19 protein-coding genes, 2 pseudogenes and 1 riboswitch are annotated in these 21,778 nt (G+C 35.7%); of the genes and pseudogenes, 17 read left to right on the top strand and 4 right to left on the bottom strand.

Annotation, left to right across the window (positions count from 1 at the left end; genetic code table 11):
* The first annotated feature begins 104 nt into the window (after positions 1 to 104).
* Positions 105 to 449 (top strand): short-chain dehydrogenase, encoded by a 345-nt coding sequence (locus tag AC3ISB_RS16770; protein ID WP_098371707.1) that lies wholly within the window; start codon positions 105 to 107, stop codon positions 447 to 449.
* Positions 450 to 694: 245 nt separating this feature from the next.
* Here the strand turns inward: AC3ISB_RS16770 and AC3ISB_RS16765 are convergent, their stop codons facing one another.
* Together AC3ISB_RS16765 and AC3ISB_RS16760 are read right to left on the bottom strand one after the other, a co-directional pair.
* Positions 695 to 913 carry a helix-turn-helix domain-containing protein gene (locus tag AC3ISB_RS16765; protein WP_489273741.1) on the bottom strand — a complete coding sequence of 73 codons (219 nt, stop codon included), beginning with the start codon at positions 911 to 913 and terminating at the stop codon, positions 695 to 697.
* A 10-nt stretch (positions 914 to 923) separates the two neighbouring features.
* Positions 924 to 1,412 carry a DUF2975 domain-containing protein gene (locus AC3ISB_RS16760; RefSeq protein WP_141993448.1) on the bottom strand — a complete coding sequence of 163 codons (489 nt, stop codon included), beginning with the start codon at positions 1,410 to 1,412 and terminating at the stop codon, positions 924 to 926.
* Between the two features lie 553 nt (positions 1,413 to 1,965).
* Between AC3ISB_RS16760 and AC3ISB_RS16755 the strand changes: the two genes are divergently transcribed.
* The 13 genes and pseudogenes from AC3ISB_RS16755 to aimA all read left to right on the top strand — a co-directional run bounded on the left by AC3ISB_RS16755 (position 1,966) and on the right by aimA (position 16,533).
* Positions 1,966 to 2,148, top strand: coding sequence for a hypothetical protein (locus AC3ISB_RS16755; RefSeq protein ID WP_489273740.1), 183 nt, complete (start codon positions 1,966 to 1,968; stop codon positions 2,146 to 2,148).
* 211 nt (positions 2,149 to 2,359) lie between these two features.
* Entirely contained in the window at positions 2,360 to 3,268 is a 909-nt protein-coding gene (locus AC3ISB_RS16750) for a PhzF family isomerase (RefSeq protein WP_141993446.1), read from the top strand.
* 434 nt (positions 3,269 to 3,702) lie between these two features.
* Positions 3,703 to 4,071, top strand: coding sequence for a MerR family transcriptional regulator (locus AC3ISB_RS16745; protein WP_098371712.1), 369 nt, complete (start codon positions 3,703 to 3,705; stop codon positions 4,069 to 4,071).
* Between the two features lie 229 nt (positions 4,072 to 4,300).
* On the top strand, positions 4,301 to 5,434 hold the full coding sequence (locus tag AC3ISB_RS16740) for an NADH-dependent flavin oxidoreductase (protein ID WP_489273739.1): 1,134 nt from the start codon (positions 4,301 to 4,303) through the stop codon (positions 5,432 to 5,434).
* A gap of 278 nt (positions 5,435 to 5,712) precedes the next feature.
* Positions 5,713 to 6,093 (top strand): hypothetical protein, encoded by a 381-nt coding sequence (locus AC3ISB_RS16735; RefSeq protein WP_141993444.1) that lies wholly within the window; start codon positions 5,713 to 5,715, stop codon positions 6,091 to 6,093.
* A 327-nt stretch (positions 6,094 to 6,420) separates the two neighbouring features.
* Positions 6,421 to 7,044 (top strand): class I SAM-dependent methyltransferase, encoded by a 624-nt coding sequence (locus AC3ISB_RS16730; RefSeq protein WP_489273738.1) that lies wholly within the window; start codon positions 6,421 to 6,423, stop codon positions 7,042 to 7,044.
* 761 nt (positions 7,045 to 7,805) lie between these two features.
* Positions 7,806 to 8,783: a quinone oxidoreductase family protein gene (locus AC3ISB_RS16725; protein WP_141993442.1), complete on the top strand. Its 978-nt coding sequence runs from the start codon at positions 7,806 to 7,808 to the stop codon at positions 8,781 to 8,783.
* Positions 8,784 to 10,192: 1,409 nt separating this feature from the next.
* The gene (locus tag AC3ISB_RS16720; protein WP_489273737.1) at positions 10,193 to 10,609 is read left to right on the top strand and encodes a GNAT family N-acetyltransferase; all 417 of its coding nucleotides are present in this window, start codon (positions 10,193 to 10,195) and stop codon (positions 10,607 to 10,609) included.
* A gap of 159 nt (positions 10,610 to 10,768) precedes the next feature.
* Positions 10,769 to 11,155, top strand: a pseudogene (locus tag AC3ISB_RS16715) (VOC family protein).
* Positions 11,156 to 11,346: 191 nt separating this feature from the next.
* Positions 11,347 to 12,234: a Vgb family protein gene (locus AC3ISB_RS16710; RefSeq protein WP_489273736.1), complete on the top strand. Its 888-nt coding sequence runs from the start codon at positions 11,347 to 11,349 to the stop codon at positions 12,232 to 12,234.
* 25 nt (positions 12,235 to 12,259) lie between these two features.
* Positions 12,260 to 12,913 (top strand): Vat family streptogramin A O-acetyltransferase, encoded by a 654-nt coding sequence (locus AC3ISB_RS16705; RefSeq protein ID WP_480338750.1) that lies wholly within the window; start codon positions 12,260 to 12,262, stop codon positions 12,911 to 12,913.
* Between the two features lie 94 nt (positions 12,914 to 13,007).
* On the top strand, positions 13,008 to 13,553 hold the full coding sequence (locus tag AC3ISB_RS16700; protein ID WP_141993438.1) for a DUF1697 domain-containing protein: 546 nt from the start codon (positions 13,008 to 13,010) through the stop codon (positions 13,551 to 13,553).
* A 1,256-nt stretch (positions 13,554 to 14,809) separates the two neighbouring features.
* Positions 14,810 to 14,888: riboswitch (ZMP/ZTP riboswitch) on the top strand.
* A gap of 52 nt (positions 14,889 to 14,940) precedes the next feature.
* Positions 14,941 to 16,533, top strand: coding sequence for a glutamate/serine transporter AimA (aimA, locus tag AC3ISB_RS16695; protein WP_377408632.1), 1,593 nt, complete (start codon positions 14,941 to 14,943; stop codon positions 16,531 to 16,533).
* A gap of 455 nt (positions 16,534 to 16,988) precedes the next feature.
* Here the strand turns inward: aimA and AC3ISB_RS16690 are convergent.
* Both AC3ISB_RS16690 and AC3ISB_RS16685 read right to left on the bottom strand, forming a co-directional pair.
* A pseudogene (locus AC3ISB_RS16690) lies at positions 16,989 to 17,105 on the bottom strand (YjcZ family sporulation protein); the annotation flags it as partial.
* Positions 17,106 to 17,160: 55 nt separating this feature from the next.
* A complete protein-coding gene (locus AC3ISB_RS16685) occupies positions 17,161 to 17,457 on the bottom strand; it encodes a hypothetical protein (protein ID WP_489273735.1) in 297 nt (98 codons plus the stop codon).
* A gap of 1,161 nt (positions 17,458 to 18,618) precedes the next feature.
* Between AC3ISB_RS16685 and AC3ISB_RS16680 the strand changes: the two genes are divergently transcribed.
* The 3 genes from AC3ISB_RS16680 (at position 18,619) to AC3ISB_RS16670 (ending at position 21,123) form a co-directional block, all read left to right on the top strand.
* Positions 18,619 to 19,152 (top strand): DinB family protein, encoded by a 534-nt coding sequence (locus tag AC3ISB_RS16680; RefSeq protein WP_144553789.1) that lies wholly within the window; start codon positions 18,619 to 18,621, stop codon positions 19,150 to 19,152.
* An 855-nt stretch (positions 19,153 to 20,007) separates the two neighbouring features.
* Positions 20,008 to 20,499 (top strand): DinB family protein, encoded by a 492-nt coding sequence (locus AC3ISB_RS16675; protein ID WP_141994624.1) that lies wholly within the window; start codon positions 20,008 to 20,010, stop codon positions 20,497 to 20,499.
* Positions 20,500 to 20,559: 60 nt separating this feature from the next.
* Entirely contained in the window at positions 20,560 to 21,123 is a 564-nt protein-coding gene (locus AC3ISB_RS16670; protein ID WP_480340674.1) for a GNAT family N-acetyltransferase, read from the top strand.
* Positions 21,124 to 21,778 lie beyond the last annotated feature (655 nt).

Raw genomic sequence — 21,778 nt, 5'->3', positions numbered from 1 at the left:
AACAAAATCATACATACAAATTAAAGTAAAAAAGTACCCTTTATTAACTAACGGGGCAGTTTAGTGCAATAAGCATTATACTATGTATCAGGAGGTCGATAATAATGCCTGTTCATGATTTTGGAATAATTGATAATATCGAAAATCTGAAAAGAAATATTGCTTATGAACCACAAAAATATAAATGTATTTCTGTTGATGATGAAATTATTAATCACTTAAATGAGCATTTATCTATTATGAGAACCTACTTTCATTCGCTTGAACGCACAGAGTTTGGGTTAGCTTACTGGGGAATTACAATTATTCCACCTGATTCTTTATCAATGTTTTATGATGTGATTACATCTTCAACGATGTATAAAAAATCTGCTGAACTTAATGAGTTAGCTTCTAAAATATTTCAGGCTAAAGAGGAAAATAAATACATGATACACTTTGGAATATAAGCCTTTTTGTTTTTATCTTATCTAAATTAACGGGTGCTTATATTAAAGAAGGGATGGCTGCGGCTAACGGCTTCCCTTTTGAGGTGCAAACAATGCAAATCACATCACATTTTTTGTCACTAATATCAATGCAATTCTCTAATTAAATATCAATTATAAACGCAGAGAAGGGATAGCTTAATAGCTATCCCTTCATCTTAATTTCACTATCTAATCCCGTTGGTTGAAGAAAGTTGTTGTCTGTTTCATTGAGTGTCTTCGTTGCCCTTGTACTCCAAAATATCACCTGGCTGACAATCCAAAGTCTTACATATCGCTTCTAATGTAGAATAACGAACCGCTTTTGCTTTTCCATTTTTCAGAATGGAGAGATTCGCCATAGTAATTCCAACCCTCTCCGAAAGTACTGTTACGCTCATTTTCCTTTTTGCCAACATCACATCAATATTGATGATAATCGCCATGATATTCACCTCAGATCGTTAAATCATTTTCTGATTTTATATTAATAGCTTCTTGTAAAAGTCTTTGGAGAACAGCAGCAAAAACGGCGATCACCATTGAGGCGAAAATAATGACCAATCCGATTGGTATGAAACTTGGAGGGTCAACTCTTTTCGCCATGAGATAGTAGAGTGGCATACCTAACAGGTACAAGGTACTGATCGTGATGGCACAGTGCTTTATATTCTTTAAAGCCTTTACCGATAATTCCGAGAACGCTTGGTTCTTATCAATATAGCTTAAAAGTTTAAAAGCTTGATAAAGAGCGAAATAAAAAGGAATCGCTGCCACGTACATATCGATTAAAACGAGAGATTTCATATAAGCAATATCTGGATACAATTCCCCAGCAAAATTCCCGATCTTAGGCACCAAAAATATGCACAATGCAAGAACTGCAATTCCAACCAGAAAAATAATTACCTTTAAGAAAGTGGTTGAACCTCGTTTAACATTCATTTTAAATACCTCACTTATTTAATGACAACATGATTTTATCATATGATTTATCGTTTTACAATAAATTTATATTGTTTTTTATTGTATTATTATTGTTACATCAAGTCCTTCGATATACTTGTTTCTTTGATCAAATTCATGATGGGCATTCAAATATTCCGAGTAAGACTCCGTATCATTCTTTGTTGGTGGTTGAGGAGAGAAAGAGAAGCGATGTCTTGCATTCTTTTGAGTGAAATCATCAAGATATATATAAGCTGGAGCAAGAGAATAAACAGAATTTGTGGAAGAGTCATCTCTTGCTCTCATATAGACGGGCAGCATTCATGTAATAAATGAAGTGATAATTGAGTAGGTTTGTGAAACATTGTACTTAAACTAAAGGGTGCGTTAGCGCCATGAGAAGGCCGCCAATTGACGGCTTTCTTAATGTATGATACTTCCCATTATCGTACATTCGAAAAATGAAGTTAAACCCCCTTAACTATAGGCACAGGTTAGTTCAACAATTTATTTGCTTTTTTTTGTAATATCATAAAGGTGGTGAGGAATTATGAAAAAGAATTATACGATTTTCTTTTTACTTTTGTTTATTGTAGCTATTTCTAGTGGTATGGCACTTAAAAATTATTTCGACTATTCTATGATTATTGGAGTTGGTTTAGCGATAGTATCTTTATTAGCTGCTGGGTTTTCGCTTGGAAAAAGGTACAAGGTAAATAATTCACATCATTAAATTGTTTGTTAAGCTAAGGCGTGCTTTACATCAATAAGGGAGGTTGCTGAAGCAACCTTTTCATTAGGGAACTAACAGGTGCAATAGTTCTTTAAAGAGCTGTGACGATCACTCTTTTTTTTTTGGAGCTAATGGGGTAATTATTAATATAATAAGAATTATAGATAGTATAAAGGACCGGAAATTCACTATATTAAAGGTGGGAAATGGCATGGCAAGAAAGTACCGATTATATCAAATTGATTCATTTACGAAAGAAAAATTATCAGGTAATCCTGCTGGTGTAATTACAAATGCAGATGGTTTATCTTCAGGTGAGATGCAGAGGATTGCTAGAGAGCTTAACAATTCGGAAACGGCATTTATATTTAAATCAGACAATAGCGAATCTGATGTACATATTCGTTTTTTTACGCCTACTCATGAGGTTCCCATCTGTGGACATGCGACGATTGCTGCTCACTATGCTCGTGCAGTTGAAAATAGTTTAAATACAGGTAAAGTTTTTCATAAAACTGGTGCCGGCATTTTACCAGTCGATGTGATTAATGAAGATAATGATTACAAAATTATAATGACGCAGGGGAGTATAAGTTTTGATGCGGTGATTGATGGTCTAGCTTTAGAAAACATATTTACAGCTTTCAATATTAGTGAAAATGATTTATTAGAAGATTGTCCCGTACAAATCGTTTCTACCGGGCATTCCAAGGTGATGATTGGAATTAAAAATTCGGAACTTCTTCACCGATTAAACCCTAATATGGATTTACTAACAAAAGTCAGTGGATTAATTAATTGCAATGGTTTCTATGTGTTTACGATGAATGCTCCCTACTCTGAAATCTTAATTCATGGAAGAATGTTTGCTCCAGCAATTGGTATTAACGAAGACCCTGTTACAGGTAATGCGAACGGCCCTTTAGGCGCATACTTAATACACCATGGACTTGTCAAACATGATAATACTTTATTTAGTTTTAAAGCAGTGCAGGGCGAAGCTATAAACCGGGCGGGTGTCATTGATGTTCAAGTGAAAATTTGTAATCAGGAACCAGAGGAAGTAAGGATTGCGGGAAATGCTGTAATCGTATTTAAGTCCGAGTTATTACTTGAATAGCCATTCAACGTGCGTTAGCTTAAGATCGAAGCTGTCTTGTCTTAAGGCAGCTTTATCTTATGGAACTAAAGGGGCAGTTTAGTTGCATAAAGAACCGGATAGCTATAAAAAGCAAACTCACCAAAACTTCGGTGAGTTTGCTTTTTTAAAATGCCAATAACGAAGTCAAAACATCTGTCATTTTTGTTTATAAATTCGAAAAACCACTTCAAAACGGAACCCTTAATAAATAAGTGGCTTTTTTTTATTCTACTCTTTATGTCTCCTTTTTAAAATTTTTTAACGAAGTAAATCTAAAAGATCGTTAATCGTCATATGCAGAAGAATTACAATTTTTTGACTTAGAGTAAGCTCTAAGTATTATTCTTTCTTTATGTCACAAATTAAAAAAGAAAGAAGAAATAGACATATCAGATTTAATGGAGGCGGTTATATTGACATATTCTATTGGGGAATTTTCTAAAATAGTTGGGTTAAGCGAACATACATTGAGGTTTTATGAAAAAGAAGGGTTAATAAAAGTAAATAGAGACGATAACAATGTCAGAATCTACTCGGATGAAAATAAATTATGGATTGAATCCTTGCTCCACCTAAAAAATACAGGGATGTCACTAAAAGACATGAAACGATTTGCCATGTGGGGGCATATGGGGGATAAAACAATGGAGGAAAGGTTAGCTCTGCTTAAAAAGCATCGCAAAAAAGTAGTGGAAGAATTGGAGAAGATTCGTCAAAGTTTAGAGCATTTGGATAATAAAATAAATTTTTATGAAAATGAAGTAGGAGACTGTTTCTCTTAGAAATTAAGGAGCCAGGTGTTTTTTCATTTGCATCTTTTGGATAAACCTCGTACAGACAACTTTCTACATCGTGTTTTTATCGAAAGTAAAAATAAAAAAAAACTTGCGTTAGAGTGCTCTCTAGGGATTAACCTATTCTTGCACCATTTAAAATACATGAAGGGTTAATCACCCTTTACAAAATACGACAAACTAACAATGTTTGATCAATTCAGAAAGAGGTTAAAAAATGAACGAAAAATATAGCAACTTATTTAAATCTTTTACATTTAAAAACGGGATTACCCTTAATAATAGAGTGGTTATGGCACCAATGACAACTTGGTCCAGTAATGATGATTACACGGTTTCAAATGAGGAATTAACCTATTACAAAAAAAGAGTAAACGGAGTAGGACTTGTGATTACAGGTTGTACACATGTGACTCCAAACGGGATCGGTTTTACAAATGAATTCGCAGCTTATGACGATAAATTTATGCCGGGCTTACGTAAATTAGCTGAGGCCGCGAAAAGTGGCGGAGCTCCTGCGGTCCTTCAAATTTTCCATGCAGGTAACAAAGCCCTACCAGATCATGTTCCAAATGGTGAGGTTGTTAGTTCCAGCGCTTTAGAGACTGAAGCTACTGGATTTGCTCCTTCAGTTTTGCCTAGAGAACTTTCACACGAGGAAATTTTAGATATCATCCATGCATTTGGAGAAACAACAAGAAGAGCAATTGAAGCAGGTTTTGATGGCGTTGAACTTCATGGTGCTCATGGGTTTTTAATGCAAAACTTCTTCTCACCTTACTTCAACAGACGAGAAGACCAATGGGGAGGATCATTAGAAAATCGCATGCGTTTCCCACTGGCAATCGTTCAAGAAGTGAAAAAGGTGATTGAAAACCGTGCAACAAAACCGTTTATTTTAGGATACAGAATATCTCCTGACGAACACCAAGAAGGCGGTTTGAAAATGAAGGATACCTATGAATTAATTAATCGTCTTATTGAAGCAGATGTTGATTATGTACATGCTTCGTTGGCTAATGCCCTATCCTCAAAGCCCGTAAATAGTAAAGATGAAAAAACATATCTTGAATTAATTGTTGAACATGTAAACGGCAGAGTTCCTGTAATGGCTGCTGGTTCTATGGTAACTCCGGATGACGTTTCAACAGCATTAGATAAGGGTCTATCCCTAGCAGCGATTGGTCATACGTTAATCATGAATCCAGACTGGGTAGAAAAGGTTCAGACTGGAAAAGTAGCTGAAATTGAGACAGCCATTAAGACGTCAAAAGTAAGCGAGCTTGAGCTTCCTGAAAAACTTTGGAATATAATTCAAGCTTCAGGTCCTTGGTTTAAGATTGAGGAATAACATCGTAATAGAAAAGTTTACTGTTTTTTATCACGTTTCTATTAAGAGAGGATGTTTTTTATTTGTTCGTTTAATGTGTTAGTGGGCAATTAAGACATTAATATAATTTAGATAGAGATTAAATTTTTTAATATGTGAAGTATCATACTTAAACTAACAGGTGCGTTAGCGCCATAAAAAGGCCGCCAATTGGCGGCCTTTTTAATGTACGATCATTACAATAATCATACTTTCAAACTAGAAAAAATATAAATATATTGAAAGGAGTGAGATAAATAATGGAAGTAAGTGCCTTTTTAGGGCTGTTTTGGGGATGGATGACGGTTGTCGTATCGGGAATACTTTTCGTACGTCCATCAGTACTACGTGAACTGAAAAAATTAGTGGTCGAGGACAGAGGATTTGGGATTATGTATGGCTTTCTATCGATTTTCCTAGGATTAGGCACTGTTATCCTGCATAATGTATGGGCATTAAACTGGCAGGGATTCACCACAGTCATTGCATGGCTCGCACTATTAAAGGGAATTTACGTAATTGCATATCCTGAACCATCCAAGAAAACCGACTTTGAAGTACGGATACTATCTACGCGTATAGCACTTGCTATCGTTGGTGCTTTGGCTTTATGGATGCTTGTAGTAATCTATATGAAATAATCAGTATTTCGAAGGAATGAATAATTGGCAACGGGTGCGTAGCGTCATAAGAAGGCCGCCAATTGGCGGCAATCTGAATGTCCGATATATATATAATCATACATTCAAATTCAAGTGAAAAACTACCCTTAATTAACAAACAGGTGCGTTAGCTGAAGATCGGAGCTGTCTTTAAGGCAGCTTTTTCTTTATGCAACTATCGGGGCAGGTTAGTTCAACAAGAATTCACCCAAGATTACAAACCGGATGGTGAAATATGGAAAAAATATTAAATTGGTATAATAATAGATGATGCGAAATTTATAGTATCAGGAAGTGAATTGGCTTATGAAGAAAGAGCAATTAATCCAAAAGTTTAATAAACAAGCTGCCAAATATTCAAAAGAGCTTAAAAAACAAGAGCAAAATAAATGGAGAAAGCAAATTTTCCAATCGGTTAAAGGAAAGACTTTAGAAGTGGCTGTTGGGGCTGGAATGAATTTTTCCTTCTATCCAAAAGGTATAGAATATTTAGGAGTAGATTTCAGCCCCAAAATGATTGAACATGCTAAAGAATCTGCAAAAAAATATGGGGTAAAAGCCAAATTTATTTTATCTGATGTTGAATGCCTTGATTTTCCTGATAATTCCTTTGATACAATTGTTTCATCCGGTTCTTTTTGCGGTTATGAAAATCCAGTACATGTTTTAAACCTTTTTAATAAATGGTGTAAAGAAGATGGACAGATATTACTTTTGGAACATGGGCTCTTTTCCGTCCCACCCCTGGCTTGGATTCAAAAGAAACTTGATAAGGCTGCAGTTAATGCTATTGGATGCCATCAAAATCGAGATATCTTAGAAATAGTTAAGCAATCCAATTTGATAATTAAGAAGCATGAACGTGGGATTTTAGGATATCTTTATTTAATCTGGGCAAAACCACAAAAGTTAGAACAATTTAATAATTAGACACTAATAAAAATACGAATAGACTAAGTTTATCTTTTATTCTTTTTGAAATAAAAGGAGGCGATGCCTTAAATAAAGCAATGCTCTTTCCTAGTTCGACTATCGAAGAAGATTGTGAAGAATTGTACTTAAAGTAACAGGTGCGTTAGCTGAAGATCGGAGCTGTCTTTAAGGCAGCTTTTTCTTATGGAACTAACGGGGCAGGATAGTTCCATAAGGGATATGTTTTTTAACAGAATTAGCGTAAAATGGTAAATGTAAATTTATTGAAATAAGGGTTGGGGAATATGAGGCATCTTAAAATAACACTTAAAATAAGCGCAAATTACCTCTTAAAGTGACAATAAAGGCATGATAGTACGTAAAAAAATTCGAACTAACATAGGTGTAAGAATGTTACTCCGTTGAAGAACCATTAAAAACATTTTAGGTGTAGGCAGCCAACAATCATATTTAGGGCCAGTTAGGAGAAATTCAGCTCTGGTTTATAATGCTTCTATTTAAAAAATTCGTTTTCTCATTCCAGTCGAAACATGTAGCCCATCAGGAGAAATCTTTGCTCGTCGTGACTTTAAAAACTCCCCAAGCACTTTTATATTTCTGTTTTCCATCCAGATTTCTCTCCTTATGGTGTTACTGAAATACTAGTATAATGAAAAACTCGTAATAATATTGGTAGCTATTAGAATAAAATCATTGATAAGAAAATAAACAAAAAATGCCTAGTAATTATCAGGCAAGCGAAAGGGGAAAGAGAAAAAATGAAGGCTATTATCATTCCACAATTTGGAGAAGCATCCGTACTTACACAGAAAGAAGTAGCAACTCCACAACCTGGGATTGGAGAAGTAACAATTGATGTTGCTTATGCAGGTGTTAACTATGCGGAGGTATTATTTCGTAAAGGTGTTGTAGAGGATTTAGCGCTTCCATTTGTTCCGGGAATTGAGGTATCTGGAACAATTCGAGAAATCGGTGAAGGAGTAACGGGAGTAAGAGTAGGTCAACCTGTTGCAGCTCTAACAATTGTAAATGGTGGTGGATATGCAGAGGTAGTGAAAGTGAGTGAGGATTTGGTTATCCCGTTGGATCAAGAAACAAAAACTGTAGATATGCGAGTAGCAGCAACATATCCATCCAATGTAACGACCGCGATGATGATTTTATCCAGTGTGGCACATTTACAAAAAGGCGAAACGGTACTGGTACATGCTGCCGCTGGTGGAGTAGGAAGTGCGATCGGGCAAATGGCCCGTGCCCTTGGAGCAGGTAGGGTGATTGGAGTAGTAGGAAGCAAACAAAAAGTAGCATATGCCAAAAGTTTAGGCTATGACGAAGTTTATTTACGAGATGAATACGCACAAACTATTGCAGGTAGTGGTATAGATATTGTCATTGATCAAGTAGGAGGAGAAGCCAGAACAACAGGATTATCTCTCTTGTCCCCATTAGGACGATTGGTTGTCATGGGCAATGCAAGTGAAGCAGCAGACGTTACCCCATCTGCGAATGAACTTTGGTTTAGTAGCAAAGCAGTCCTTGGATTTAATCTACAGTTACTAAGTGTGTACCATCCAAAAATCGTTGCACAAGCAGCACGAAAAGCCCTTTCTTATGTGGCAAGTGGCGAAGTGAAGGTCGATGTAACAGAAGTACTGGATTTATCTGAAGTAGCAAAAGCTCATGAGAGTATCGAAAATCGGACATCCAAGGGAAAAATAGTGCTTCGGGTGAAATAAACAATACCTGTTTTGAATAGGTGAACTACCCACCGCCTAAGAGGCGGAAGTTTCCTGCTTCATCGACCAACTGTCAACCATTTAGTAGGTCTTACATGATCCCCACAAACGTAACTTTGACGTGAACCATACTTAGAATACGATAGCAATTTCAATGCAAGAGATTTCCTAAAAATATGTCAGACATTCGAGGTGGTTAATGACCACAGAAATCCGCATTCCACCGTTTTTTCAAACAACTATATTTCCTAAATGAGCATCATGCAGTCTTGTTGACTGTGCAAAATGAAACAACTTTATGGTAAGAATCGAGACCATTACTTACGTAAGAATATGCCTTGAACAGCTTATTTTTAAACGACTTTATTGTCACTGCACAACGTTGTTAAATCAATCAAGCAGCCTTTCCATATTTCAATATTCCAGAATCGGGAGCAATTGTTGAAGCTTAAGCAGATTTAATCGACTTTATTGTTATTTATTTTTTGTAAAAATGAGTACAGGGTGAAGATAATTAAATAACTATTTTTTTGAACACTGTCCCATTTACGAACGGTGTAATGTATGGAATATTAAAATTAAACAACTTTGTTGTAAGTGAACACTAAAGAAAAAAGTTAAGGTAAATTCAACAAAATAAATGAATTTGCCCTAGCTTTTTGTGAGTGGCCCAAAAAAGAACGAATCGTTGCCGTACCCCAATTTGTCTTGAACTAAAGGGTGCTTTACTTCATTACCAGGAGCTGATCAGCAGCTCCTTTTCTTATGCAACTATAGGGGCAGGATAGTTCAACAAGGAGTTATAATATAAGCTTTTAAAAGTGGTGGTAACGAGATCCATCTAAAATAGGAGAGGAAAATTAAATTGAACATAGATATAGGGTTTCTCTTCCTTATTCTTTTATCTCTAACAGGATTAATATTGTCCATTCTATATACTAAAGAGCAAGATAAAGAGCAGAGTGAAGTAGTAAGTGGAGCAGGAATCTTCGGTATTTTTGTTTATCTTTTGATAACTTCACTACCATTTAGGGTTAGATAGGCGATATATATTATAGTGTGCCTTCTTATGGTCCTTTTGTTTTCTATTGGCTTATGGGAAGTATCAAAGGTTTAGTTATTGAACTTACAGGTACTTTACTTCAATAAGGGAGGTTGCTGCGGCAACCTTTTTCTTACGGAACTAAAGGGTCAGGATAGTTGAAGAGTGCTGTTTGATCTTTATTCAACAAATGGGCCATTTAATTGAGTAAGAGGATGCATTAACCCCCACTTTTTTATGCAGCATCAAGCACAATTGAGAGAGCGTAATAGTTATTTAGTAAAACATCGCAAAAAAAGGGCTTGTACACCTTAAAATTGAATTATATAAATAAATATATATATGTTTTGAAGGGAATGAAGCATACATGAATTACAAAATCATCTCAACACTAGATGAACAACAAATCATAGAACTCTACGAATTATACCAACAAGAATGGTGGACAGATAACCGAAAGTTTGAAGACGTGTTGGTAATGCTCGAAAACACAGACATCCTCATAGGAATATGTGAAAAAAAAACTAATAGACTCATTGGTTTTATACGTGTTCTTTCAGATTTTGTCTATAAAGCCTTAATATTCGATGTTATTATCCATGAAGAGTATCAAGGAAAAGGTTTGGGACGAATATTGTTAGATCAAGTAACGACACACCCTAAACTTCAATCTGTGCAACACTTTGAATTGTATTGTAAATCTGACAAAATATCTTTTTATGAAAAATGGGGATTCACTAAAGAAATTGATGATATTAACTTCATGAGAAAAACCGTCAAATAGCATGGGGCTGTCATTATGGCAGCTTTTTCTTATGCAACTAAAGGGGCAGTTTAGTTGAAGAGTGCTGTTTGATCTTTATTCAACAATTGGACCATTTTCTTGAAAAGAGAAGGGTTTTTTTGTAAATGAAGAGAATTATATTATTAGGAGGAGATTGAATTGAAGTTATTACAAATCAGACTGTTGGTTAATGATTTTAAAAAAATCTCCAATTTTTGCAAAGATCTATTAGGACTTTCAATAAGTTGGTACGAGGAAGAAATGGAATATGCACTTTTCAATAACGGAGAAACGAAAATCGAGCTTTTATCCCGAAAAGCCATGGCAGAAGTGGTCGGAGAGGAAAATTAATTTTTAGAAGGGGAATCTCAATCAAAATTTTTACTTCAATTTGAAGTAGAAGACGTTGATAAGACTTATAACCGTTTAAGAGAAAATGGGATTGAATTTATTACTAAACCACACGATCGTAAAGAATGGAGATCACGTATTGCACATTTTCTAGACCCAGATAGGAACCTTATTGAAATATATAAAATGCTGTAATTGATTAGAAATTTTTCAACACAAATAACTCGGTTCGAATAAATTGAAGCGGAGTTATTTGTGTTGCTACCGATAACAACGAATTATGTTAACTGAAAATGCCCCGTATACAAAACTTTTTTTCGTAAGAATTAAATTATTTTATAACGAATTACTAGAATAATTTTATACAAGAAAAAGGAGGAATTAACGTGAGAATAAAAATTGAAGAATTTGAGCTTCCTCATATAGATTCAGGTCCTTATGGAATTACTACGGGAAAAGATGGTGCCCTATGGTTTACACAACATAAAGCGAATCAAATAGGTCGAATGACTGTTGATGGTAAAGTGGCTTATATTGATCTTCCTACTGTCAATGCAGGTGTGCTATCTATCACTTCTACAGATCAGGGTGATATATGGTTTACTGAAAATAGGACAAATAAAATTGGAAAACTAACAGTAACAGGTGAAATTACTGAATATACGCTACCGAACAGCGATTCGGGACCTTTTGGTATCACGCAAGGACATAATGGAGACATTTGGTTTACAGAAATGAACGGAAATAGAATAGGGAGAATCTTATCATCAGGTGAAATTATTGAGTATAGTTTGCCAGTTCCTGATTCTTATCCCTCTTTTATTGTGGCTGGATCTGATCATGCTCTATGGTTTACTCAGAATCAGAGTAATCAAATAGGTCGGATTACGATAGGCGGGGAAGTGACTACATATAAGTTACCCACAAAACAGGCTGGTCCTGTGGGTATTACAAATGGACCGGATGGTGCACTTTGGTTTGTAGAAATTAACGGAAATAAAATTGGCAGAATTACTACTTCTGGAATAATAAGTGAGTTTACCATTCCTACTCCGAATGCTCGTCCACACGCAATTGTAACCGGCCCTGATTGTGCTTTATGGTTCACTGAATGGGGAAGTAATCAAATAGGTCGAATTACAATAAACGGTGAAATTACGGAATATCCTATTCCTACGAAAAATGCGGAGCCACATGGTATGGTAGTAGGACCTGACAAGGCCTTGTGGTTCGCTGAGGAATGCAATAAGTTAGGCCGGTTAAGCTTTGTATAAAAACCTTGAAAGGTAGTGAATATCTATGGAATCAAATAAGCAGCATGGACCGAATCCTACAGATAAATATCCGATTAAAGGAAATAATATTTTACAATTTATTAAAAATACAATTACTAGACCAAATATTATTGCAGGTGAATATTCTTATTACGATGCAAAAAATGGAGAATCCTTTGAAGATCAAGTCTTGTATCATTACGAATTTTTTGGTGATCGACTTGTTATAGGGAAATTTTGTGCCATAGCACCCGGTGTGACGTTTATTATGAATGGAGCTAATCATAGGATGGATGGCTTCTCCACTTATCCGTTCAATATTTTTGGACAAGGTTGGGAGAAATACACACCAACGCTAGATCAATTGCCGTTTAAAGGGGATACGATAATTGGAAATGACGTCTGGATTGGGATGGATACGGTCATTATGCCTGGAATCAACATAGGTGATGGTGCTATTATAGCAGCCAAATCAGTTATTACTAAAGATGTGAAACCATATACAATTGTTGGAGGAAATCCTGCAAAGAAAATTAAAACCCGTTTCTCAGAAGAAATCATTAGCAAATTGCTAGAAATAAAATGGTGGGATTTAGATATTGAAGTTATTTCCGATCATATTGGTTTGATAGTAAATGGAGATATAGACAATCTAGAAAACCTGAAAAATAAAATATGACAAAATAAAAACTGTCTATAAGGCCTAGTGACAGGGTTCTTGCTCTAACCCGTCAAATGTTTAATATAAAATGCAAACTAATAGGAGGATTATCATGGTCTATGTCGCACTGCTTAGGGGAATCAATGTTGGTGGGAAAAATAAAATTAACATGAAGTTGCTTAAACAAGCTTTTGAACGAGTGGGTATGAGCTCTGTAGCTACATATATCAATTCAGGTAATATTATTTTCACAGTGAATGGCCAATCAAAAACAACAATATCCCATATTTTAGAAGAGGCTATACATACAAACTTCGGATTACAAATCAAAGTTTTAGTCCGTAGTTTTGATGATTTTAAAAAAGTCATACACTCCCTTCCAGAGTCATGGACGAACGACCAACAGATGAGAAGCGATGTGCTGTTTTTATGGGACGAAATTGATGATGAGTCAGTGCTCAATAAGCTGGTCATCAAACCAGAAATTGATACGGTGAAATACGTTCCTGGAGCCATTCTATGGTCGGTTGAAAAAAAAAATATTACCAAATCCGGTATGACTAAACTCGTTGGTTCAAAGCCATACCAACAAATAACAATCAGAAATGTAAATACAACTCGCAAAATATACGAACTTATGCAAGCTGCAGAGGTGTGAATTACATGATACTAGCAAGAATTATTTTCTAGTAATTGGAAACTATCTGACGGATAACTATCAGAACCCTGTCACTGGGCCTATAACACTCGTTATGGTAACAAAAAAGGTTAGGTACTTTTTTAGATATCCAACCTTTTTTTTGCTGATAAGACACTTTATGAAAGCTCTGCAATAAACACCAGTTGAATTAAATTAATCGATCTTCAACTATAGGGCGCGATTCTTTAATAAGGTTCGCTTTTCTTAATGAACTAACGGGTGCGTTAGCTCTAGATCAGAGCTGTCTTTAAGGCAGCTTTTTCTTTACGGAACTAACGGGGCAGGGTAGTTTAAGAAGCATGGTGTACTCGTACACTATCTGGAGTTAGCATAGTTTCATGGACACATTTTAGTTAAGTCCTTACAATGATTTTTGAGAGGATGTGTCCGTCTTGGAAGGTAAGAATACAGGTAAAATATAATAATGAATTCAAGAAGACTATTGTAGATCTTCATTCGGGTTCGGGGTCGTTTCCTAGCCTTGGTCGCAGCAAGTTATTACATGCTGAAAATGATAAACGAACACCATTGGATGTTAAATCCGAGGATGATATTTCCAGTTAAGAAGCCTCGTGCCATTTCAATAAAAAGATGAGTGATACGAGTTATTTTATTATAAGGATTTAGGGACATCATCTAGTTTAAGGAAATTTAATCTACGTTCATCACTCTAGCTATGCCGAGTGTGTTTCACATTAGTTAAATATATTAGACACTAATTAAAGTTGTGCATAAATTGTGGACAAATCAAAGTGAGATAAAGAGAGATCTTCATCCCTCAGATATTTCCCCCAACTTGTGCATGGCTTTTTTTTGAGGAAGAAAAGAACAGTTATTGTAGAAAAATGCTCAATAAAGGTATGGAGTATTCCAAGTATTTCCTCTGTTGGATCATGAGATTTTAACTATCTGGTTCATTACTCCTATGTAAATGTTGTTGGGATATAATTTGTAAAATATGAACGGTTTATTTTGTGCATATAAGCTCTTAAAGATTTTTAAGTATAATGTTAAAGAGAAAATGATTATATTGATGTAGCATGTGTTCTGAAAATCGAATGTTTGTTTTTGAACTTTAATTCACCTGATTTTTTCAAATTAAAAAGAATATTGATAGGGAATTACGAAAAATCAATGGGGGTATTTATAAAATATAAATATTTTTCAAGTATTGTGAAATTTAAAATAATCCTATATACTATAAAAAAAACTATTTTCCTATATGTAACTGGCGCAACATGGAGTACCATGGGGGAGCATATAGAGTATAAGCCGCGCGCCTGGGCAAACACTTGATTTATAGATCAAGTGTTTTTTATTTTCCTAGGAAGAGGTGTAGGTAGAGATGAGTAATATGCATAGAAAGATGGGGACTTTTGCTTTAACTATGACAGGTATTGGTTCTATTATCGGCTCTGGTTGGTTGTTCGGAGCGTGGAAAGCTGCCCAGATTGCTGGACCAGCAGCTATTTTTTCTTGGATTATCGGTATGGTTGTAATTTTATTTATTGCATTATCTTACGCAGAGCTTGGGGCAATGTTTCCTGAAGCTGGAGGAATGGTTAAGTATCCTCAATATTCGCATGGCTCTTTTATTGGATTTTTAGCTGCGTGGGCGAACTGGATATCTATCGCTTCGACTATTACAGTTGAGGCAATTGCTTCAGTACAATATATGAGTACGTGGCCTTGGGAATGGGCCAGTTGGTCTCATTCTTTAGTTGATAACAATATCTTAACGACTAAAGGATTATTCATAGCTTCTTTACTATTATTGTTCTATTTCTTCGTCAACTATTGGACAGTTAACCTTTTTGCTAAGGCAAATTCATTTATTACTATTTTTAAATTAATTGTTCCAGGTGTAATGGCAGGATCCTTATTTTTTGCTGGATTTCATGGTGAAAACTTTACAAGTTCTCAAGGTATCGCACCATATGGTTGGGCAAGCGTTTTAACAGCAGTAGCTACTTCTGGTATCGTGTTTGCGTTTAATGGATTTCAAAGTCCCGTAAATATGGCAGGAGAAGCGAAGTCGCCGAATAAGTCTATACCTATTGCTGTTATTGGGTCTATTCTAATTGCAGGTTTTATATACGTTATTTTACAAGTTGTGTTTATCGGTGCAGTTGATCCGTCTATGATCGTGAACGGATGGAGTCATCTGAATTTCAATTCACCTTTTGCTGATTTGGCAATTGCTCTTAGTCTAAACTGGTTAGCGATTGTATTGTATGTAGATGCGTTTGTATCACCGTCTGGTACAGGAGCTACTTACACAGCTACAACTTCGCGTATGCTTTATGGAATGCAGAAAAATGGGTACTTACCGAATATCTTTGGTACATTACATCCACTTTATGGTGTTCCTCGTCCAGCGATGTTATTAAACTTAGGCGTATGTTTTATCTTTTTATTTTTATTCCGCGGATGGGGCGTACTTGCTGAAGTGATTTCAGTTGCTACACTTATCTCGTACATCATGGGGCCAGTTGCATTGACAACATTAAGACGTACAGCTTCTCATTTTAATCGTCCATTTCACTTAAAAGGCGCTTCTATTATTGCACCTTGTGGATTTGTTTTCGCATCGCTTACTTTATACTGGGCGCGTTGGCCATTAACAGGAGAAGTCGTTTTCATCATTGCCATTGGACTACCTATTTACTTTTATTATCAAGCTAAAAATAAGTGGAATGGATTCAAAAAACAATTTTTATCAGGTGTTTGGATGCTTCTTTACTTAGGTTGTATGATTTTCATTTCTTATATTGGAAGTGAGAAGTTCGGCGGAAAAAATATTCTTACATTTGGTTGGGATATGGTGGTCATCGCATTTTTAGCACTTGGTTTCTATTGGTGGGGAGTCAAGAGCGGGATTAAAACAGAATACATGGCTGAGGCTGAAAAAATTAACAAAGAATTTATCAATAAATAACTTTTATAGTAGACACCGCAAAATGAGTAAAAAGAAAACATGGTTATTTTTTTACCATGTTTTCTTTAGTTTATAAAAAATTTTTTATAGGTGGATTCATCATGGAATATTATAAAATTATTTAAAATAGTGGTAAAGAATCGAAAATAGTGCTTATACTGGGTTGTTAGTTTAATAAGAATAACTAAAAAAGTCGATTCCTTGAGATGGAAATCGGCTTTTTTAATAGGTGACATTTCCTTAGCGTTGTAAATCCGCATTCTCCTGACGCTACCCCAATAGGGGGTAGCATCGAGAAAACCTTCAAGAAAGCCACGCTACGAACTGCATCTTAAAATTCATTCCCCAGAAATAGGAATCAAATTTGAAGAAGCCGACCAATAAAGGTCGGCTTTTTTCATACTATTTTAGCAGCAGCCTCCATAACCGCCCCCGTAACCATAGCCACCGCCGCCGTATCCACCAACAAAGCTAGCTCCAACAATGATTAAGAGTATAAACAAAACGACTATAAAGGCGAAACCTCCACCAAATCCAAAACCGTCATCACAACTTGATTCACAACGTGACATATAGAAACATCTCCTTAATTGTTTTTAAGGAGGAAATTAATTGGGTAATATCACCTTATGCTCTAATTAGGAAAATGACACAATAGTCTCCATCTCTGTTCATTGGATAAAAAAACACCCCGTAAGGTGCTAAAAGGGTAATGCGGTATATACTGTACTTGCCATATTTATTGGGTGTCGGACTAGTTCTGGCTTTGATTAACCTTGCGGTACACCTGGCCTGGAGTGAAAATGCTTCAGGCTTTTTTCTTTTTAGGGAAAGTTGGGATTCCTTTTTTTCTGAATGAGTGAGAATTTTTTTTAATAATTCTTTTCCTTCTTCTTTAGTCATGTTCACTTTTTGTTTAGCCATGATTCATACTCCTTTTTATGTACTTTGATTGTACAAGTATGGGTGAAATTCAGAATTATTAAACATCTTCCTTTCTACTGGAATAGTTCAGATTTCAGGTTCATATGGATAGTGTACATAGGGTATTTTCACTTTTGGGAGGGGAAAGGGCATATGAAAGAGGGAAGCCAAATATTAGGTCAGATAAAAAAAGGGATATCAAACCAACAATCTCACAATCTTTAAATGAATGTGTACATAACTTATCGTACATTTTTACGAACGTGTTACGTGAGATGGAAGAAGAATTAAAAGAAGTTGAGAGCATGAATGTAGCAGACACAAAAGTGTCTGCTACAAGTGTAAAATAATGAAGGATGACTTGAAATGTCATGTGGTAACAGAATATGCACAATTAAAAAATTCGGTTACTAAACTAAATGAAATGAATAACTATCCAACATGTGTTTTAAGTTGCAATACAACAAAAACCTATGCATCCTGCAGGATCACAGCGATGGCCATTTAGCACAAAACACCAAACAGAAGTTATGACATTACCAAAAAGTAGCCCAGATAGCCTCCATAACATGCCAGATTCGTCATTAATCTCCCTTCTTGCCGACCAGGTATTACGTGTAGCAAGGCATTTACATGATTAAGGCATTGGAAAAACGATTGAATGCTAAGAAAATGTGAACAGTAAAAAAATAACGACCTATATGTATGGAAAAAGTGATAGTTAGGAGTGGTTGGATGGGATTTAACCTCTAACTCAAAGGCATGGAATGATTATCATTCCATGCCTTTATTTGTCTGGATCCTTTTTGATTTGTCCAAAATGAATTCGGATTAGGATACTTCTTCAGCTTTTGTAGATTTTCACTTTACAAGCGCCTGGTTGGCAACCTACATAGGATAGAGAAGATCAGTCGTACCGTTTATAAAAAAGATGAACCGAAATGATCTAATTTCGGTTTTTCTTAATGAACTAAAGGGGCAGGTTAGTTGAAGAGTGCTCTTTGACCTTTGTTCAGCAATTGACCATATTCTTGAATAAAATAGAAGGGATTATTTGTAAGTAAGTCGAAGTTAATGTCAGAAGATGTTATTTAGTTTAGCATTGGGACGTACTACTCAACATTAAGGAGAAAGAAAATTATAAAGAAAGTGGGAAATCTATTGGATACAAAAGAGATATTGAAGCGATTCGAACAGGTGGCTACATACTATATTGAAGAGTTAAGTAAATATTCGCTAGATGAGTTTACAAGGAAGCCTTCTGAGGATGAATGGTCATTAGGACAAATGTACAATCATTTAATAAAGAGCACCCTTCATCTTCATTTGAAAGCCATTAAGCAATGTGTTAATGGCACTACTTCCGATGGCGGTAAAAAAACAGAAATAGGCGAATCGATTTTCAAAGAAGGAACGTTTCCTCCAATCAGGTTAAAAGGTCCGGATACACCGGATTTCACACCGCCAAATCCTACAGGAAAAGAAGAAGTAAAGGAAGGACTGCTTCAAATCATTGAGAAAATGCAAGAGATAGAGAGAAAGCTCTCTGACATTCCGGCCAGCCAGAAAGTTCAGCACCGGAGAATGGGATATTTAAATGCAGAGGAATATTTTCAGCTAATCGAAATGCATTTCCGGCACCACTTACGGCAAAAAGAACGTATCGATCAGTTTCTTTTAAAAGTAAGTAAGTAATCTTTATTGTTGAAGCAGTTATTGACCGTCGGAATATCAGCAGGAGCCCAGTTGAGGGAGTTTAAAGAGCTGAGAGGATGCCATTCAAGTTAAACCAATAAGCAGTTTACAACGAAGGTTGATTATGAAACTGTTGAATGACGAATAGAATTGTTCCGTTAAAAAGCGCTTTAATGGAGTAACGAAAAAATCCCAATTTCTCAATTTTAATGCTGAGAAATTGGGATTTTTAGTATCGAAATTTCCTTAACGATATAAATCCGCATTTTCTTGACGCTACCCCTTAAGAACTCCCATGAAAATTAAAAATGCTCAAAATCCAGAAAAAACCACAACAAAATAGACCCAGTAAAAACGCTTTTTAAAAAAGGCTGAGCCTTATGAGTGATCTGATTGAGTTTGGTAAATCGTTAAACAAAAACCTCCAATCATAGCAAATTAAGTAGAGGCTAGCGCGACGACCAAAAAAGGATTAATCTCCCATGAGTGCTACCCATAAAGGGCACGACAGTCGGTGGTACACCGTGGTCGTCGGAGTCAGACTAACGGATGGGCTCAAAGACACCATAGTTCAACGACCTTCTTCGCCAGCCATAAAAAACATTATCGACCTAGAAACCAATTTTCATTCTCTGTGGTGAAGCGCTGATTTTTGCGCTTCATGGATGGCTAACGGGTGCTTTAGCTTAGGATTGGAGCTGTCTTTAAAAGGCAGCTTTTTCTTTATGCAACTATCGGGGCAGGTTAGTTGGGAAAGAGTTAATAAAAGAGGGGAATAACCATATCAAAGAGAATGATTAAAAGTAAATAAAGGTATTTAAATTCTGATAAACCTTAAGAAGGAGTGTGGAGAGCATGTTTCATGCAAAAGACGTCTTATCCGATCAGTTATTAGCTAATGCTAATGATCCTAGCTGGTACCTTCCATTTTCTGACTCGGTCGAAAATTTGTCAGAGGAAGAAGCGTTTTGGAAGCCTAACGAAAATTGTAATAGTATTGCTGAAATTGTGCAGCACCTACTTTATTGGAATGAAACATGGCAAACTAGGTACCAAAAATCTCATGTTAATGCTGTACCTTCCATAGGTGATAATAATAAAAGTTTTATAATTCCCGAAAATAAAAGTTTTAGTGACTTAAAAGAACGACTTTTAGAGGTGTTGTTACAATGGCAAGATTTATTAACGGAAGAAAAAGTTGAGAGTGAAGTAAATGGCTTCCCTGCACATGCGAAGTGGTGGGAGATACTTGGAAATGTATCCACTCATAACGCATATCACATTGGTCAAATCATCTTTATTCGGAAGATACAAAAGAGCTGGAATTATAGCAAGAAGAAAAAGTGAGATATTTTATAGTTATAGAACTAACAGGTACGTTAGTTTGAGACTAGAGGGGCTGCTCTAATGAAGATAATTGGAGAAGATAATGTGAAGATAGATATGGTATTTGATTATGAGATGGGTAATGATTTAACTTCAAATATACAAGAATTGTTAAGCGAATGTTTTCAAGAAGACTTTCCAAAAAACAGAATTTATTTTAAACAATTACCTCATTTTAGATTTGTAGTTTTTAACGAAAAAAATCAACTTGTAGGACAGGTAGGAATAGATTACAGAGTGATGAATCTTAACGGAAATCCTATAAGAGTGCTTGGTCTAATTGATTTATGTGTCAGTCAAAACACTCGCTCACAGGGGATAGGCTCGATGTTACTTTTAGAAATTGAACAGTATTGTAGCAATAGAAATATTGACTTTTTATTGTTATTTGCTGACAACAAAACGTTGTATTTAAAAAATGGGTACAAGTCAGTTACGAACAAATGTAAATGGTTAAAAATTGACCATGTAAGTCAAATTACAAGGGATATAGGTTATGAAGTAATTGAGGGGTTAATGATTAAAGAAGTTGGTAAGTCTGGTTGGAAAGAAGGAGATCTAGATTTTTTAGGCTATCTTTATTAAGGGGTGCGCTAGCTGTAGATCGGAGCTGTCTTTAAGGCAGCTTTTTCTTTATTCCACTATCGGGGCAGGATATTTCATCAATAAAAAAATACATAATTTCTATAAGGGGGGAAATCATGAAAAAATATTTAGGGGTTATTTCGTTTGCTTTAATTATCATGGTTATTTGTTTCTTGGCTGCAAATATAACACAAGTAATTGATTCTGGAGTAACAACTTGAGTTTTAGTGGGAATGGCCAGAAGTGGATCTGACTATTCCCCAGAAAAAGTTTACCCGATCACTCCAGAAGCAGCCTGAAACTTACCTTTTGATATTGTCATTCACGAGCATTGGCTTATTCGTAGGAATTCAAAGAAAGCACGAGTACTGGATGTAATGAACAAAAGGGCAATGACCCGTTCCGTTAGCAAAACCGGCCTCCACCCCTTGGATAGGCATGACGAAGGAATGAAAGGGCATATGAATATGACTCGTTAAGACATGGGAGGGAAAGCCTCCAAGGGCAGCGTGGAAAATGCGTGCAGTATATGTAATAATATGGGATTTTCAATAGATCCCCTATTTCAATCTGCCCTCATCTTATCAAAACGGTCCTATCTCTTTCGTTCATCTAAAGCAACCTATACCATGTGGTTTGAAATCCTGCGAATAAG

It is taken from the genome of Peribacillus sp. GL_122, from assembly GCF_057835005.1.
The sequence above is the reverse complement of the archived record's forward strand: the minus strand, read 5'-3'. Positions and strand labels throughout refer to the sequence as shown.

Coding starts and splice junctions, on each gene's coding strand:
- AC3ISB_RS16755 (WP_489273740.1), top strand. CDS start 1,966: ATGAAAAAGAATTATACGATTTTCTTTTTACTTTTGTTTATTGTAGCT.
- AC3ISB_RS16670 (WP_480340674.1), top strand. CDS start 20,560: ATGAAGATAATTGGAGAAGATAATGTGAAGATAGATATGGTATTTGAT.
- AC3ISB_RS16730 (WP_489273738.1), top strand. CDS start 6,421: ATGAAGAAAGAGCAATTAATCCAAAAGTTTAATAAACAAGCTGCCAAA.
- AC3ISB_RS16740 (WP_489273739.1), top strand. CDS start 4,301: ATGAACGAAAAATATAGCAACTTATTTAAATCTTTTACATTTAAAAAC.
- AC3ISB_RS16765 (WP_489273741.1), bottom strand. CDS start 913: ATGGCGATTATCATCAATATTGATGTGATGTTGGCAAAAAGGAAAATG.
- aimA (WP_377408632.1), top strand. CDS start 14,941: ATGAGTAATATGCATAGAAAGATGGGGACTTTTGCTTTAACTATGACA.
- AC3ISB_RS16770 (WP_098371707.1), top strand. CDS start 105: ATGCCTGTTCATGATTTTGGAATAATTGATAATATCGAAAATCTGAAA.
- AC3ISB_RS16735 (WP_141993444.1), top strand. CDS start 5,713: ATGGAAGTAAGTGCCTTTTTAGGGCTGTTTTGGGGATGGATGACGGTT.
- AC3ISB_RS16750 (WP_141993446.1), top strand. CDS start 2,360: ATGGCAAGAAAGTACCGATTATATCAAATTGATTCATTTACGAAAGAA.
- AC3ISB_RS16720 (WP_489273737.1), top strand. CDS start 10,193: ATGAATTACAAAATCATCTCAACACTAGATGAACAACAAATCATAGAA.
- AC3ISB_RS16725 (WP_141993442.1), top strand. CDS start 7,806: ATGAAGGCTATTATCATTCCACAATTTGGAGAAGCATCCGTACTTACA.
- AC3ISB_RS16700 (WP_141993438.1), top strand. CDS start 13,008: ATGGTCTATGTCGCACTGCTTAGGGGAATCAATGTTGGTGGGAAAAAT.
- AC3ISB_RS16685 (WP_489273735.1), bottom strand. CDS start 17,457: ATGGCTAAACAAAAAGTGAACATGACTAAAGAAGAAGGAAAAGAATTA.
- AC3ISB_RS16675 (WP_141994624.1), top strand. CDS start 20,008: ATGTTTCATGCAAAAGACGTCTTATCCGATCAGTTATTAGCTAATGCT.
- AC3ISB_RS16760 (WP_141993448.1), bottom strand. CDS start 1,412: ATGAATGTTAAACGAGGTTCAACCACTTTCTTAAAGGTAATTATTTTT.
- AC3ISB_RS16705 (WP_480338750.1), top strand. CDS start 12,260: ATGGAATCAAATAAGCAGCATGGACCGAATCCTACAGATAAATATCCG.